Raw genomic sequence first — 15,079 nt, forward strand, 5'->3', positions numbered from 1 at the left:
GCAGAACCGAGAGTGACCGGGACGCCGATGCCGTCTTCCCACGGCAGCGGCGTCCCGGTCACGGCCTTACTTGACGCCGATGCGGCCGACCTGGCCCCAGCGCCCCTTCTTCCACACCGAGACGATCGACGGCCGCGGCTGCGTGGTTCCGCCGTCCGGCCAGTGCGACGTCGGGTTCGCGGAGCTGGCCGCGTTCTCACCGGGGTGCTGCACGGCGACGAGCACCAGGTGGTCGGTCACCACCGGGCCGCAGGTCTCCGCGCCGACGGGGACCGACAGGAACTGCTTGACGTGGCCGCGTTCCGGACCGTCGACAGGCACCGAGAACAGGCCGTCGTTGGAGCCGAGCGCGTTGCCGTCGGTGGAGATCCACAGGTTCCCGTGGCGGTCGAACGCCACGTTGTCCGGGCAGGAGATCGGGCTGACCTGGTCCTTCGGGAAGCCGCCGAAGTAGGTGTCGGCAGCCTTCGGGTCACCGCAGACCAGCAGCAGCCGCCAGGAGAACTTCGTGGCCGCCGAGTCGCCGCGGTCCTCGTCCCATTCGAGGACGTGCCCGTTGCGGTTGTTGACGCGCGGGTTCGGCTCGTCGACGCCCGCCTTGCCCGCCGCGCCGCGGTCGCTGTTGTTCGTCAGCGCGGCGTAGATCCGGCCGTTGACCGGGTTCGGCTCGATGTCCTCGGGGCGGTCCATCTTGGTCGGCTGGACCTTGTCCGCCGCCTGCCGCGTGAACACGTAGACCTCTTCGGCGGTGAAACCGTCCACAAAGGACTTGGTGCCGGAGGCCAGCGGGATCCACTCGCCGACGCCGTCGAATTCGCCGTCCTTGGGGAGCTTCCCGGTGCCGTCGATCTCGCCCGGGCTGTCGCCGGTGAAGCGGGCGACGTACAGGGTGCCGTCGTCGAGCAGCGCGGAGTTGTGACGCCGCGCGTGCGCGCTCTTGCCCGGCTTGTACTTGCCCTTGGAGACGAACTTGTAGATGTACTCGAAGCGCTCGTCGTCACCGGAGTAGACGGCGACGCGGCCGTCCTTGGTGATCTTGATGTTCGCGGCCTCGTGCTTGAACCGGCCGAGCGCGGTGTGCTTGACCGGCGTCGAGTTCGGGTCGTTCGGGTCGATTTCGACGACCCAGCCGAATCGGTTCGCCTCGTTGGGCTCCTGCGCGAGGTCCCAGCGCTTGTCGAACCGCTCCCACTTGCGGGTGGTCCCGGCGCCCGAGAAGCCGTAGCGCTTCAGGCGCGCGGCCACGACCGGGTCGGTGACGCTCGACGCGTTGGCGAAGTACTGGTTGACGTTCTCCTCACCGGAAAGCACGGTGCCCCAAGGGGTCACGCCGCCGGCGCAGTTGTTCTGCGTGCCGAAGACCTTGCGGCCGGTCGGGTCCGCGGAGGTCTTGAGGAACTTCGAACCGGCCGCCGGGCCGCGCACCTCGAAGGCGGTGTTCAGCGTGATGCGGCGGTTGAACGGGCTCGGCACGGCGCGAAGCGCGCCGCCGATCGGGTCGCGGAAGGTCTGGACGACCGAGAGACCGTGCGCGGCCCAGGCGATCTTGACCTGCTCCTCGGTCGGGTTGGCCGGGTCGTACTGGTCGGCCGGGAACATGTGGACCTCGGTGGTGTACTCGTGGTTCACCACCAGCAGGTTGCGGATGCCCAGCGGGTCCTGCGGGATCAGGCCGACGAAGTCGTTGTTGTAGCCGAACTGCTTGGCCTGCGCGGCCGCGGTCTGCTTGCGGAAGTCGAACTTCGGCGCGCCGAATTCGACGGCGTCGCCCCAGCGGATGACGACACGCTGGTCGTAGCCCTCGGGGATGGTGACCGCGTCGACCTTGTTCGGCGGGACCGCTTCGAAGTCGGTGCCGGGCACCGGACGGCCGGGGCGGCCCGGCCTGCCGTGGCCCGCGGCCGCGACGTCGGCCGGTGCAGCCGGGGTTTCGGCGGCGGCGGCGGTGCCGGACAGCGCGGCGAAGCCACCGGCCGCGGCGGCCATCACGGCGCTCGCCTTCAGCGCGCCACGACGGGACAGCATGCTCTTGACGACGTCGCCGAAGTACTCGTTGTCCGAGGTGTTGGGCTCGGGGTGGGCGCACGCGTTGCCGCAGCGGTACTCGCAGGTGACCGCGGAGCGGCCACCGGGGTGGGAGGTGATCAACGGCAGAAGCCGCTGAGGCTCGAAGGACACAGGGCCTCCATGGTCGCGGTGGGTACACGTAGTCCAGTCGGGGGAACGCCGTGACGTTAAGCGACCAAAAAGAGCCGGTCCTGACCAGAAGATGAACAGCGCGAGAACGAGCGATGGCGCGCTGCCGGACCGGCAGCGCGCCATCGACGAAAAGTACTGCTAGATCGTTGCTTGTCGACTAAGAACCGATGTCCGACAGGCCGTGCCTGCCGGGTTTCCACACCGCCACGACCGAGGGACGGGGCTGCTTTTCGCCGCCGTCCGGCCAATGGGAGGCCGGTTTGTCGGCATTCGCCCCGTCGACTTCACCCGGATGCTGGACACAGACCGTGACGATCTTCTCCTCGACGATCGGGCCGCAGGTCTCCGCGCCGCGGGGCACGGTGAGGAACAGCTTCAGCTCGCCGCGGTTGCGGCCCTCCAGCGGCACCGAGTAGAGGCCGTCGTTGATGCCCAGCGCGCCCGCCGAATCGGTGGAGATCCACAGGTTGCCGTGTTTGTCGAAGGCGACGTTGTCCGGGCTGGAGATCGGCGAGACCTGATCCTTGGGGAACCCGGCGAAGTAGGTGTCGGGCGATGACGGATCGCCGCACACCAGGAACAGCCGCCAGCTGAACGTCAGCGCGAGCGCGTCCCCTCGGCGCTCCTCGAACTCCAGCACCTGACCGTGTTTGTTGTTCAGCCGCGGGTTGGGCTCGGTGGCGCCTTCCTTGCCGGGGTTGCCGCGTTCGACGTTGTTGCTGAGCGCGCAGTAGATCCGGCCGGTGTGCGGATGCGCCTGGATGTCCTCCGGGCGGTCCATCTTGGTCGCGCCCACCTTGTCGGCCGCCTCGCGCGTGAAGACGTACACCTCTTCGGCGGTCATTCCGTCCACAAAGGACTTCTTGCCGGAGGCGAGCGGGATCCACTCGCCGCTGCCGTCGAATTCGCCGTCACTGGGCAGTTTCCCGGTGCCGTCGATCTCGGCGGCCGGGCTGTCGCCGGTGAACCGGCCGACGTAGAGCGTGCCGTCGTCGAGCAGGGTCATGTTGTGCCGCCGGGCATGCGCGCTGTCGCCCGGCTTCATGCGGCCCTTGGAGATGAACTTGTAGATGTACTCGAAGCGCTCGTCGTCGCCGGAGTAGGCGACCACGCGGCCGTCCTTGGCGACGCGGATGTTCGCCGTCTCGTGCTTGAAGCGGCCCAGATGCGTGTGCTTGACCGGGGTGCTGTCCGGATCGTTCGGGTCCAGTTCGATCACCCAGCCGAAGCGGTGGGCCTCGTTCGGTTCCCTGGCGATGTCCCAGCGCGCGTCGAACCGCTCCCATTTCCGGGTGGTCGCGGTGCCCTTGATGCCGTAGCGCGCGTACCGCTTGCGCGCCACGGGATCGGTCACCGTTTCCGCGTTCCCGAAGTACTGGTTGATGTTCTCCTCACCGGACAGGATCGTGCCCCACGGCGTGACCCCGCCCGCGCAGTTGTTCATCGTGCCGAGCACCACCGAGCCGGTGGGGTCGACGGCGGTCTTGAGCAGATCGCTGCCCGCCGCCGGGCCGGTCACCTTGAACGGGGTGTGCAGCGTGATCCGCCGGTTGTAGCGGGACATCTTCGGCCGCAGGTGTCCGGTGTCGCGTCCGCGCGACACCTGGACGACGGTGAGACCGTGGGCGGCCCAGGCGATCTTGACCTGTTCCTCGGTCGGGTTGTTCCGGTCGTAGCCGCGGAACATGAACTCTTCCGAGGTGTACTCGTGGTTCGTGACCAGGAGCGAGGAAAGTCCCCAGCGGTCGAGCGGCAGCAGCGCGGCGAAGTCGCAGTTGTAGCCGAACTGCTTCGCCTGCGCCTCGGCGGTCTGGGCGTCGAAGTCGAACTCCGGCGCGCCGGGCAGCACCGCGTCACCCCAGCGGATCACGATGCCCTGCTGGTAGCCCTCGGGCACCACGACGGCGTCGAGCGTGTTCGGCTGGACGCGCTGGTAGTCGGTGCCCGGTGGTGGTTTCGGGCGTCCCGCGGGGGCGGCGGAGGCGGGTGCGGCGAGTGCGAGCGGTGTGCCGGCGGCCAGCGCGACGACGGCTGTCGCCTTCAGAGCGCCACGGCGGCTCACCGCGCCGAGCACTTCGGCGAAGGTGGGGTTGTCCGAGGTGTTCGGCGCGTCGTGGAAGCACGCGTCGCCACAGCGGTAGGTGCAGGTCACTGAAGCTCGGCTTGGTGAGTGGCCGGCCAGCAACGGAAGGAACTTCACGCGGACCTCCGGTCAGGCAGTTCGGGAGGTCGACGCTAAGACAACGGACCAACGGGAGGAAACCCCCCGTTGGTCCGAAGTTCACTAATTGTTCGATTTACATCTCTTCGCCCACGAGGACCGCTTCGGCCGGGATCGTGTGCGGGTCGGCGGCCTTCTCGCGGATCGTCAGCAGGGCCCCGGCGAGCACGCAAAGGATCGCGGCGATCACGAACGGTGCCTGCTTGGCGCCGAACCACTCGGCCAGGTGACCGACGACGGTCGCGGCGACCGCGCCGCCGAGCCAGCGGCAGAAGTTGTACCCGGCGCTCGCGACCGGACGCGGGGCGCCGCTGATCGACATGGCCGTCCCGGTGAAGAGCGTGTTGAGCAGGCCGGAGACCAGTCCCGACAGGATGATGCCGACGACCAGCACCGGTTTGCTCGGGATGGCCATGATCAGCAGCAGTACGGCGTAGCCGAAGACGGCGACCACGGTCGCGTGCCGCTCACCGAGTTTCGCGGCGAGTTTCGGCGCCAGCACCACCCCCGCGACGGCGACCGAAAGGCCCCAGCCGCAGAAGATCAGGCCGACGGCGACGGCGCTCCACTCCAGCACGAACGGCGACCAGGCGAGCACCACGAAGAACGCGGCGGTGTAGAGCGCGGAACCGATCGAGGTACGCAGCAGCCCGCCGTGCTTCAGCGCGCGGAACGGGTCGAGCAGGCGGATCTTCGGCCGCTCGCCCTTCGCGTCCCCGGTCAGGAAGATCGAGCACAGCACGAGACCGCACAGCATCAGCAGCGAAGTGCCGAGGAAAGGGCCGCGCCAGGAGATGCTGCCGAGCAGGGCGCCCAGCAGCGGGCCGACCGCGAGGCCGACGCCGAGCGCGGCTTCGTACAGCAGGATCGCGCCCGCCTGGCCGCCGGTCGCGGCGCCGACGATGACCGAAAGCGCGGTCGCGATGAAGAAGGCGTTGCCGAGGCCCCAGATCGCGCGCAGCCCGATGAGCTGCTCGATCGACCCGGACGCGGCGCACAGCGCGGTGGCGACGACGACCAGCGTCAGCCCGACGACCACGGTCCGCTTGGCCCCGAACCGGGCACTCATCGCGCCGGTCACCAGCATGGCGACCGCCTGGACGCCGAGGTAGCTGGAGAACAGCAGCGTCACTTCGGACGGCGTCGCCTGCAGGCCTTCGGCGATCGACAACAGGATCGGGTCGACCAGCCCGATGCCCATGAACGCGATGACCGCGGCGAACGCGGTGATCCATACCTGTTTGGGCTGTCCTTTGAGGGCGTCCAACAGGCTCGAGTGGGGCTCAGCGCTCATCGCGGATCAGTTCCTCCTTCTTGTCTTCCTGGATTTCTTGCCGCAGCAACTTCGTGAGGGCGGGAAGCGCGGCTTCGATCGCGACGCGGTCGTTCTCGTCCAGGCCGAGGAGCCGCTCGCGGAGGAACTCCTCCCTGGCGACGATCAACTGGCGATGGAAGCGCTGCCCGACCTCGGTGACCTTGACGAGCACGGCCCGGCCGTCGGCGGGATCCCGACGACGGCTGACAAGGCCGAGCCGCTCGAGACGGCGGACGACGTCGGTCATCGTCGGCATCCGGACCCGTTCGAGGTCGGCGAGCGTGCTCATCCGCCGCGGGCCGCCGTTCAGCAGCTCCGACAGCACCGAACCCTGGGTGAGGGTGAGCTGCACCTGCGGGGTCTCCCGGCGGACGAGGTAGTACAGCCGGAACACCAGCGGGCGGAGCCGGTGGGCGAGGTCGGCGACTTTCGTGGTCACTTAGCCATGCTAACTAATATTACTGAGCATGGCTAAGTAATATGCCGCACAGGGTGCCACGGCCTAGGGTTGGGGGCGTGGAAGCGGTGATCTTCGATCTCGACGGTGTCCTGGTGGATTCGGAAACGATGTGGGACGAGGTCCGGCGAGCGGTCGTCCACGAGTTCCACGGCACGTGGCGGGACGAGTCGACCAGGGCGATGCAGGGGATGAGCACCCCGGAATGGGCCGCCTACCTGGCGCACGACCTGGGCGTGCGGCTCCGACCGGCGGACGTCGCGCAGGTGGTGATCGAGCGGATGGCCCGGCGGTACGCGGAGAAACCGCCGATCATCCCGGGCGGCCCGGACGTCGTGCGTGAGGTCGCGAAGCACTGGCCGGTGGCGATCGCGAGTTCGTCGCCGCCGCTGCTGATCAAGGCTTTCCTGGACATCACGCGGCTGCCGGTGCCGACGGCGGTGTCTTCGGAGCAGGTCGGCGCGGGGAACACCAAAACCCGGAAAATGCGCACCAACGGACTGGCGCTCGAAGGTAAGGGCAAACCTGCGCCAGATGTGTACTTGTACGCCGCTGACCTGCTAGGAGTCGCCCCGGAGAACTGCGCAGCGGTCGAGGACTCCACCAACGGGTTGAAAGCCGCTTTAGCGGCAGGCATGACGGTCTACGGGGTCCCCAATCCGCACTTTCCACCCGACCCCGACGTACTCAAGCAAGTCACGGTGCTGTCCAGCATCACCGAGCTACCAGCGGCATTGCACGCACTGCCCAAGTCATAGCGAGCGCGAAACGCAGCTACGCGCCTGTTTGCTTACTGAGCCGATCCGGCGCGGCCGCACGCAGGCAGGCAGGGGCAGGTCAGTCCTCCTGTCCGGCCACGCCGCATGAGCTGGTTAGCCGGTGGCAGTCACGAAGCGATTAATTGTCTTCCAGATAGAAGCGTGTGGCGCATCATGCTCGTCGAGGTTGCCTAGCGTTTTGATTCCCTCGAGGATTCGCTCCACCCGTGCGCGTTGGTCGGGATATTTGTGCCAGTAGGTGGACGGATTCTTGAGAACAGCTTCAAGCAAGTCGCCAGGATAGTAGTCACCCTCCGCAAGCGGATTGTGTTCGAGCCTGGTCAGCGCCAAGGGCGTGAGTACTTCGACGCCTTCCTGTTGACCCAACAGCAAACGCAGGTCTTCAACGTCCAGGGTGCCGACAGGCTTGCGCCTGAGCTCATGTGCCGTCGCAACAAGCCGGGTGGCATCGACGGGGGCATCACCCCAGTAGCTGTCTTCGATCTGCTCCAGCGACAACGCTTCTGGCGAACTCGGGGTAGTCACAGGTTCTCTTTCTTGTTTGTTGTCTTGCTGTAAGTCATTACCGGTCCCACAGGCGACCGACACGCTGAACAGTGTAGTCGAGAAGCTTGCTTGCCTCGGACAGCTCGGCTTCAATACCGGGCCGATCCCCAGCGTCGAGTCGCGAATCACCAAGTTGCCGCTTAAGGCGATTGATCTGGTTTACCAGGCCCTTCTGAGCGTTACTCACTTCATCCACGTGGTCCCACGGCTTACCGCTGGATTTCCGGGCTACGACCTCGCCGTTCAACTCCCGCTTGGCGCCGTCGAGGTCCTTCTCGGTGAGATGTTCTTTCATACGATCGGTTTTGCTGGGGCTGGACTGGCTTGCCCTGGCCTTCACCGGGGTGACCTTGTCATCCGTCACCGCATGCTTGGCAAGGTCACCGACCGCGCCGACAACCATGGTGCCACCCACTGCCATACCGGCGGCCGACACTGCATTCAACGGCACACCAGCGACAGCACCAATACCCGTCGCGTCCAAGGCAATGCCCAAGCCCTCACCTGCCGCGCTGATGTAGGTCAGACCCGCGCCCGCGGCAGCGATCGCAACGTCTGCCGGGTTATTCAGCATCGCGTTCCCGAACGAAGCCAAGGCATTCACCGCCTGCCCGCCCATGTCCGCGAGGAAGTTGCCCGCATCGTCCAGCCAACTCGACGATTGCGGCGCAGCGCCGGCTTCCCCGTTCAGAAAACCGCCCACGCTGGTGCCGGCATCATTGAGCTGGGCACGCGCGGTATTCAGGATGTCTCGAGCCGCTTGGCGACCTGCCTCGCCTGGGTCGGAAAAGGGCGGTACCGGCTGTTGACTCTCCACCGCTGCCTTCGCGGCGGCCTCATGCTCGGCCTTCGCCCGTTGGCTGGTCTGCTGTGCCTTGTCCCATGCCACGATTGCTTCACGTGCCTGCCCCTGAGCCCACCGCAGGGTGTCGGCGAAGCTGATGACCAGCTCATTCGCTCGATGCAGGGAATCAGCGGCATCGAACCATTTGTTCGGCTCATAGCTGAACTTCTCATGGAACGCACGACCGGCAGGACCTTCCCACGCCCCGGTGTCAATGGCACGCAGGCCCTCAGCAGCCGAGCCGGCCGAGTCACCGCGACCTTGCAGCACGCGGGCATTTTCGTAGATTGCCTCGGGTTTCCCCGGAATCAGGGCCGTGGGGTCGTTGGTCTCTCCGAGTTCAGCCATCCTCGACCACCGACCCTGCCGGGTCGCTGGTGAGTGTTTTGGCCGCAGCTTCATCGACAGCCCGGTACGCGGCAACCGCCTTGGCCAGCACCTCCCCGATCGAATCAGCGTCATCGGTCAGCGTGTCAAGGCCATCACTCCAACGGACGCAGAAATTCATCAATGCGTCGTGCATTCCGTTATGCCCGTATTGCTCCGATTCTCCACATAAATCGCGGAGTTCGAAGCTCGATTGATCATCCACGCTTCTCTTAATCCCGGAACCAGCCTCCTCGAGCTTGCCGACATCGACGTGAAACCCCGGTCCATCCATTACAGATCTCATCCCCTCGACCACTGTCGATACCGACATCGTCCTCGACGGACGGTCACTGAGCAATTACCCGTGACAAAAACGCGCTTGGGGTGACACTCTTGCCCGAGTCTCGAATGCGTGATCACGTGCGCTGGTCGACGCGCTCGAGGACACCGTCGCCCGGCTCGTGAACACCGGGCCGCCGAGGTTCGCGACGTCGTGCACAACGTGCTCTCGACATGGGTGTGAGACCTGCGGGAGACACACGGCCTACGCGAATGCGGGACGCACCACGACGTCGACGCGCGACGCGAGAAGCCACTCGACGGCGGCGGACATCGCCCGCGCGTTACCGAAACTGCGCGGCCGTCGAAGACACGACGAACGGGTTGCGCGCGGTGCCGAATCCGCACGTCCTGCCGGATCCGGCGCAGACGACGGTGGTCGGGTCGATCACGGACCTTCCGGCGGCATAGCCCAAGGAGAGCTGAAAGGGACTTTCCCACATCTGAAGCAGCAAAAGGCTCCCTTCACCGCGTCACATGCGGTGAAGGGAGCCTTCAGCTCACGTCAGAAAAAGATCACGCCTCGCCGGCGATGAACTTCTCCACCTCGTCGCGCGCGGTCGCGTCGTCGTACTGCTCCGGCGGCGACTTCATGAAGTACGAGGAAGCCGACAGGATCGGGCCGCCGATGCCGCGGTCCTTCGCGATCTTCGCGGCGCGCACGGCGTCGATGATGATGCCCGCCGAGTTCGGCGAGTCCCACACCTCGAGCTTGTACTCCAGGTTCAGCGGCACGTCACCGAACGCGCGGCCCTCGAGCCGGACGTAGGCCCACTTGCGGTCGTCGAGCCACTGCACGTAGTCGGACGGTCCGATGTGGACGTTGCCCTTGCCGAGGTCGCGGTCGACCTGCGAGGTGACCGACTGGGTCTTCGAGATCTTCTTCGACTCGAGCCGCTCGAGCTCCTTCATGTTCAGGAAGTCCATGTTCCCGCCCACGTTGAGCTGCATCGTCCGGTCCAGCTGGACGCCGCGGTCTTCGAACAGCTTCGCCAGCACGCGGTGCGTGATGGTGGCGCCGACCTGGGACTTGATGTCGTCGCCGACGATCGGCACACCGGCCGCGCGGAACTTCTCCGCCCACTCGGGGTCGGAGGCGATGAACACCGGCAGCGCGTTGACGAACGCCACACCGGCGTCGATGCACGCCTGCGCGTAGAACTTGTCGGCCTCTTCGGAGCCCACCGGAAGGTAGGAGACGAGCACGTCGACCTCGGCCTCGCGCAGCGCCGCGACGACGTCGACCGGGGTCTCGTCGGACTCCTCGATGGTCTCGCGGTAGAAGCGGCCAAGCCCGTCGAAGGTGTGACCGCGCTGCACGGTGACGCCCAGCGGCGGCACGTCGGCGATCTTGACGGTGTTGTTTTCGCTGGCGAAGATCGCCTCGGACAGGTCGCGGCTGACCTTCTTGGCGTCCACGTCGAACGCGGCCACGAACTCGATGTCGCGGACGTGGTACTCGCCGAACACGACGTGCATCAAACCGGGCACGCGGGTGCTGGGATCTGCGTCGCGGTAGTACTGAACGCCCTGGACCAGCGAGGCCGCACAGTTGCCGACTCCCACGATGGCCACCCGAACGCGGCGGTTCTCGCCCATGCCGGTTTCTCCTTCATTCGTCCAACAGTTGTAGATAGTGCTCAGCGGGCCCGGGGAGCGCCTCAGGTCTCCGGTCCGCGCTGCTCGGCCTGTTCGTGCGCGATCAGCTCGTTGAGCCAGCGCACCTCCCGCTCACTGGACTCCAGCCCGAGCCGGTGCAGCTCACGGGTGTAGCGGTCGATCTTCTCCTCGGCCCGCGCCATTGCCGTCCGAAGTCCTTCTCGGCGTTCTTCGACCCGGCGACGGCGGCCTTCCAGGATTCGCATCCTGACGTCGGCCGGTGTCCTCGAGAAGAACGCCAGGTGGACGCCGAAGCCCTCGTCGTCCCATGTCTGCGGGCCGGCGTCGCCGAGCAGCTCGGCGAACCGTTCCTTGCCCTCGGCGGTGAGCTTGTACACACGCTTGCCCCGGCGTGCCCATGCCCGGTCTTCCACCTCTTCGAGCTCCTCGACGAGGTAACCGGAGCGGAGCAGCCGACGCAACGTCGGGTACAGCGAGCCGTACGAGAACGTCCGGAACATCCCGAGCGTCTCATGCAAACGTTTGCGCAGCACGTAACCGTGCATGGGGGTCTCGTGCAGCAGCCCCAAGATCGCGAGCTCGAGCACACCGCACCCCCTTCCGGGAACAAACCGCGACCGGTCGCGTTGGCCACCGAGACCGGCTCGGTCAACCTACCGGCCCACTATATCGCGCCGATACATCGAAGTGGTGTAGCTAACCCCGATCGAGCGCTCCGGAACCGGATGAAATTCACCGGAGAGTTATCGAAACGTCGGCGTGTCCGATCGCGCACCCTCCGTCCCGCCGAGAACGGGGCGTGGACCACACAGCAAGAGCCCGTACTCTGTTGGCGTGCGAAACCAGCGGCAGGTCGTGGACTACGCCTTACAGCGGCGCGCGCTGCTCAAGGGCGTCCACTCCGGACGGGTCGGCACGAACGACGTCTGCGACGCGGGCCCGTACCTCCTGCGGGCCGCGAAATTCCACGGACGCCCAGGTGAGCAGGACTGCCCGGTCTGTCACCGGGAGGAACTGACCCTGGTGTCCTGGGTGTACGGCGACGAGCTCAAGCACGTCGCCGGATCCGCCAAGACACCGGACGAACTGGTACGGATGGACGGGCACTTCGCGGAGTTCACCGTCTACGAGGTCGAGGTCTGCCGGAGCTGTCACTGGAACCACCTGGTGCGGTCCTACGTCCTCGGTACAGGAGATCCGGGAAACACTCGGCCACGGACCCGGTCGCAGAGGACAGCGGGTCAGTGACAGGTATCGAAAACGCAGTTGAGCACAGAGCGGCGTCCCCCGAAGCGCCGGTCTGGGAGGCCCATTCGTGAACGACGACCGCAATCGCTCCTGGCCAGGCCAGGAGCCTGATGCACCTCGCCGTGCCCAATGGCCGGGAGAAGAGGCCGAGCCCGGCTGGCCGGGCGAGGAACCCCCGCGCCGCCCCCAGCGCCGGACACCTCCCAGCGGCGCCCCCCGCGCGGCACAGCCACGGGCCGAGCGCCCGCGTTCCGCCGACCCGCGTTCCGCCGCCCCGCAGTGGCCGGGCGGCGATGGCGGCGGTCCGGAATGGCCGTCCGACGACGAACCGCGCCGTCCCGCGCCCCCGCGCCGCCCCAACGGCATGCCCCCGCGCAGGCAGGGACCCCCGCCGCCCGGCAACCGCCCGCCCCAGCGGTCCCAGCAGGGTGCCGTCGGTCACCGCCCGCCGCCTCCGCCCGGCAACCGCCGCCCCGCCACCCCCGTCCCGGACGACCAGGCGACCGCGATGGTGCGGCCGGTCGAGCCGGACCCGTACGAGCGCGAGCCGGACCTCATCACGCACCACGCGCACAACGGCACCGAAGACCCGTACGGCTACGACCCGTACGACGACCGCTATGACGATCGTCACGAGAGCGCCGCGCTCGGCGCCGAGGGCGAAGCCCCGCACGACGACGAGCCCGCCGAGGGCGAAGAAGACGGCAAGAAGAAGGTCCTCACGCCGAAGCAGCGCAAGAAGCGTCGCTGGCGGATCATCCGCCGCGTCCTCTACGCGATGTTCGGCCTGTTCGTCGTCGTCCCCGCGATCGCGTTCGTCATCACCTACTTCCTGGTGGACGTCCCGTCGCAGGAGAGCGTCGCGAGCCTGCAGAGTCAGCCGATCACGCTGATGTACGCCGACGGCAGCCCGATGGGCAAGATCGCGCCCGCCAGCGGCGGCAGCCGGTACCTGCTGAAGCCCGGCGAGGTCCCCGACGCGGTCAAGAAGGCCGTGTACGCGGCCGAGGACTCGTCGTTCGAGACCAACTCCGGCTTCGACGTCGGCGGCATCCTGCGCGCGGTCTACAACAACGTGACCGGCGGCCAGGGCGGCGGTTCGACGATCTCCCAGCAGTACATCAAGAAGGCCACGGCCAACGAGGCGCCGACGCTCACCCGTAAATGGACCGAGCTGGCCAAATCCTTCAAGATGAACAACCAGATGTCCAAAGAGGAGATCATCACCGCCTACCTCAACACCATCTACTTCGGCCGCGGCGCGAACGGCATCGAAGCGGCCGCGCAGGCCTACTTCAAGAAGCCGGCCAAGGAGCTCAGCGCTTCCGAGGCGGCGCTGCTCGGCGGCCTGATCCAGGGGCCGAGCAAGTCCGAGAACGAGGCCTACGCGCTGAAGCGCTGGACCTTCGTGATGGACCAGATGGTGGCGAACAAATGGCTCGACCCGGGTGCGCGCGCCGCCGCGCAGTTCCCGAAGCCGATCCCGAAGGCGCAGGCGAAGGCCGACGACGCCGGCACGCTGAGCCTGCACATCCGCAACCGGGTGATCGACGAACTCGAAGCCCGCGGCTACGACCAGGACCGGCTGCACCAGGGCGGCTTCAAGATCACCACGACGATCGACCCCAAGGCGCAGAAGATGGCCGAGGAGTCCGTCGCCGAGGGGATGAAGGGCCAGACGGACGAGAGCATCCTGAACGCGCTGGTCGCGGTCGACCCCAAGAACGGCGGCGTGGTCGCCTACTGGGGCGGCCCGGACTGGACGAAGAACGCGGAGGGGCAGGACGTCCCGGCCCACGACTGGGCGAACGTCCCGCACAACCCGGGTTCGGCGTTCAAGGCCTTCGACCTCGCCGCGTTCCTCAAGATGGGCAAGGGCCTCGGCGAGACCTTCGACGGTTCCAACAACCGGAAGTTCGACACCGGAACCGGAAGCCAGCGCACGATCCGGAACGCGGGCGAGAGTTCCAACTGCGGCACCCAGTGCACGGTCGCCGAAGCGATGAAGGTCTCCGCGAACACCGTGTTCTACGACATGGTGATCAACAAGACCAAGGTCGACCCGGTGGCGAAGGCCGCGAAGGAAGCCGGTGTGCGGACGGAGAACGAGGGCGGCAAGTCCGTTCTCTACCCCGACCTCAACATCGCGCTCGGCGGTGGCCGCACGGTGACCACGGCGGAGGACATGGCGGCCGGATTCGCCACCTTCGCCGGCGAAGGTGTCCGGCAGAAGCAGCACTTCGTCGCCAAGCTGACCAACTCCGAGGACGAGGTCGAGTTCGACGAGACTGCCCCCAAGGGCTCTCCCGCCTTCAGTGACGACGCCGACAAGAGCAAGCAGATCGCCGGCAACGTCACGGACGCGCTCGAAGAGGTCGTCCCGTACTCGAAGCTGAAGTGCCCGAAGGGCAGCGAGTGCGCGGGCAAGACCGGGACGCAGCAGTACGACTTCAACGAGGACAAAGACCCGGCGAACTACAAGGATCGCAACGCACAGACCTGGATGGTGGGCTACACGCCGAGCATCTCGACGTCGGTGTGGGTCGGCGGCGACGGCAACAAGCCACTGCACGACAAGAGCGGCAAGCCGATCTACGGGCGGACGATCGCCGGTCCGATCTGGGAAGACTTCATGTCCCGGTACATGACCGGCAGGCCGTCGGAGAAGTTCGACAGCGTCAAGGCGATCGGCAAGGACGCCAGGTCGGTGCCGACGACGACGGTCCCGAAACCGCCGCCGGTGACGACGACCACGCCCGAGACGCCGTCGACCACCCCGACGCCGACGATTCCCACCGAGCCGACGGAGCCGACCGAAACCGGCGGCTGGCCGACGAAACCGACCAAGCCCACGAAGCCGACCAGACCGGGACCGGGGACTTCGGATCCGTTGTTCCCGAACGGCGAAGATCCGTGATGACCGAGCGAAACGGCTGAGAGAGGGTGTGCCGGGCGATGGCCGGCACACCCTTTTTCGCGCGTCCGGCAAGATCGGCACGACAAGGAGCGAGCCCGTTGTCACTGTTCGTCATGCCGGGCGCTCGCCGTCCGCCGCCCTAGAGTCCTTTTTCGTCGCGTCGGTGAACCTGAACCGATCCGATACGTCTTATACAAAGGAGACCTGCGACCGCAGGACCGCGCT

At 66.8% G+C, this 15,079-nt stretch carries 12 protein-coding genes and 1 pseudogene; 4 read left to right on the plus strand and 9 right to left on the minus strand.

Features of this window, described 5'->3' with window-relative positions; translation table 11 throughout:
• Positions 1-66: 66 nt before the first annotated feature.
• The 4 genes from ACZ6YV_RS03500 to ACZ6YV_RS03515 all read right to left on the minus strand — a co-directional run bounded on the left by ACZ6YV_RS03500 (position 67) and on the right by ACZ6YV_RS03515 (position 6,174).
• Positions 67-2,178, minus strand: a complete 2,112-nt coding sequence (locus ACZ6YV_RS03500; protein ID WP_465508121.1) for a PhoX family protein — start codon at positions 2,176-2,178, stop codon at positions 67-69.
• Between the two features lie 178 nt (positions 2,179-2,356).
• Positions 2,357-4,399, minus strand: coding sequence for a PhoX family protein (locus tag ACZ6YV_RS03505; RefSeq protein ID WP_465508122.1), 2,043 nt, complete (start codon positions 4,397-4,399; stop codon positions 2,357-2,359).
• Positions 4,400-4,496: 97 nt separating this feature from the next.
• Positions 4,497-5,714, minus strand: coding sequence for an MFS transporter (locus tag ACZ6YV_RS03510; RefSeq protein WP_378238976.1), 1,218 nt, complete (start codon positions 5,712-5,714; stop codon positions 4,497-4,499).
• Positions 5,704-6,174 carry a MarR family winged helix-turn-helix transcriptional regulator gene (locus ACZ6YV_RS03515; protein WP_465508123.1) on the minus strand — a complete coding sequence of 157 codons (471 nt, stop codon included), beginning with the start codon at positions 6,172-6,174 and terminating at the stop codon, positions 5,704-5,706. The genes ACZ6YV_RS03510 and ACZ6YV_RS03515 overlap by 11 nt, the downstream gene beginning before the upstream one ends.
• Positions 6,175-6,251: 77 nt before the next feature.
• Between ACZ6YV_RS03515 and ACZ6YV_RS03520 the strand changes: the two genes are divergently transcribed.
• Entirely contained in the window at positions 6,252-6,950 is a 699-nt protein-coding gene (locus ACZ6YV_RS03520; protein WP_465508124.1) for an HAD family hydrolase, read from the plus strand.
• Positions 6,951-7,064: 114 nt separating this feature from the next.
• Here ACZ6YV_RS03520 and ACZ6YV_RS03525 read toward each other — a convergent pair whose 3' ends face one another.
• The 3 genes from ACZ6YV_RS03525 to ACZ6YV_RS03535 are packed head-to-tail and all read right to left on the minus strand — an operon-like array spanning position 7,065 to position 9,022.
• The gene (locus tag ACZ6YV_RS03525; protein ID WP_465508125.1) at positions 7,065-7,559 is read right to left on the minus strand and encodes a contact-dependent growth inhibition system immunity protein; all 495 of its coding nucleotides are present in this window, start codon (positions 7,557-7,559) and stop codon (positions 7,065-7,067) included.
• A complete protein-coding gene (locus ACZ6YV_RS03530; protein ID WP_465508126.1) occupies positions 7,534-8,709 on the minus strand; it encodes a putative T7SS-secreted protein in 1,176 nt (391 codons plus the stop codon). Before ACZ6YV_RS03530 ends, ACZ6YV_RS03525 begins: the two co-directional genes overlap by 26 nt.
• Positions 8,702-9,022: a hypothetical protein gene (locus ACZ6YV_RS03535; RefSeq protein ID WP_465508127.1), complete on the minus strand. Its 321-nt coding sequence runs from the start codon at positions 9,020-9,022 to the stop codon at positions 8,702-8,704. Before ACZ6YV_RS03535 ends, ACZ6YV_RS03530 begins: the two co-directional genes overlap by 8 nt.
• Before the next feature lie 326 nt (positions 9,023-9,348).
• Between ACZ6YV_RS03535 and ACZ6YV_RS03540 the strand changes: the two are divergent.
• Positions 9,349-9,480, plus strand: a pseudogene (locus tag ACZ6YV_RS03540) (HAD family phosphatase); the annotation flags it as partial.
• A 105-nt stretch (positions 9,481-9,585) separates the two neighbouring features.
• Here the strand turns inward: ACZ6YV_RS03540 and ACZ6YV_RS03545 are convergent.
• Complete coding sequence (locus ACZ6YV_RS03545; RefSeq protein WP_465508128.1) at positions 9,586-10,668, minus strand: inositol-3-phosphate synthase; 1,083 nt, start codon at positions 10,666-10,668, stop codon at positions 9,586-9,588.
• A gap of 62 nt (positions 10,669-10,730) precedes the next feature.
• Positions 10,731-11,276 carry a PadR family transcriptional regulator gene (locus ACZ6YV_RS03550; protein WP_101611504.1) on the minus strand — a complete coding sequence of 182 codons (546 nt, stop codon included), beginning with the start codon at positions 11,274-11,276 and terminating at the stop codon, positions 10,731-10,733.
• A 247-nt stretch (positions 11,277-11,523) separates the two neighbouring features.
• Here ACZ6YV_RS03550 and ACZ6YV_RS03555 point away from each other — a divergent pair, with 247 nt between their 5' ends.
• Positions 11,524-11,937 carry a DUF5318 domain-containing protein gene (locus tag ACZ6YV_RS03555; protein WP_378238984.1) on the plus strand — a complete coding sequence of 138 codons (414 nt, stop codon included), beginning with the start codon at positions 11,524-11,526 and terminating at the stop codon, positions 11,935-11,937.
• 508 nt (positions 11,938-12,445) lie between these two features.
• The gene (locus ACZ6YV_RS03560) at positions 12,446-14,854 is read left to right on the plus strand and encodes a transglycosylase domain-containing protein (RefSeq protein ID WP_465508527.1); all 2,409 of its coding nucleotides are present in this window, start codon (positions 12,446-12,448) and stop codon (positions 14,852-14,854) included.
• Positions 14,855-15,079: the final 225 nt, after the last annotated feature.

The organism is Amycolatopsis sp. NPDC102522, from assembly GCF_055584485.1.

What these genes read in the sequence shown, in the direction of transcription:
- ACZ6YV_RS03510 (WP_378238976.1), bottom strand. Translation starts at nt 5,714, where the DNA reads ATGAGCGCTGAGCCCCACTCGAGCCTGTTGGACGCCCTCAAAGGACAG.
- ACZ6YV_RS03530 (WP_465508126.1), bottom strand. Translation starts at nt 8,709, where the DNA reads ATGGCTGAACTCGGAGAGACCAACGACCCCACGGCCCTGATTCCGGGG.
- ACZ6YV_RS03535 (WP_465508127.1), bottom strand. Translation starts at nt 9,022, where the DNA reads ATGGATGGACCGGGGTTTCACGTCGATGTCGGCAAGCTCGAGGAGGCT.
- ACZ6YV_RS03545 (WP_465508128.1), bottom strand. Translation starts at nt 10,668, where the DNA reads ATGGGCGAGAACCGCCGCGTTCGGGTGGCCATCGTGGGAGTCGGCAAC.
- ACZ6YV_RS03560 (WP_465508527.1), top strand. Translation starts at nt 12,446, where the DNA reads ATGGTGCGGCCGGTCGAGCCGGACCCGTACGAGCGCGAGCCGGACCTC.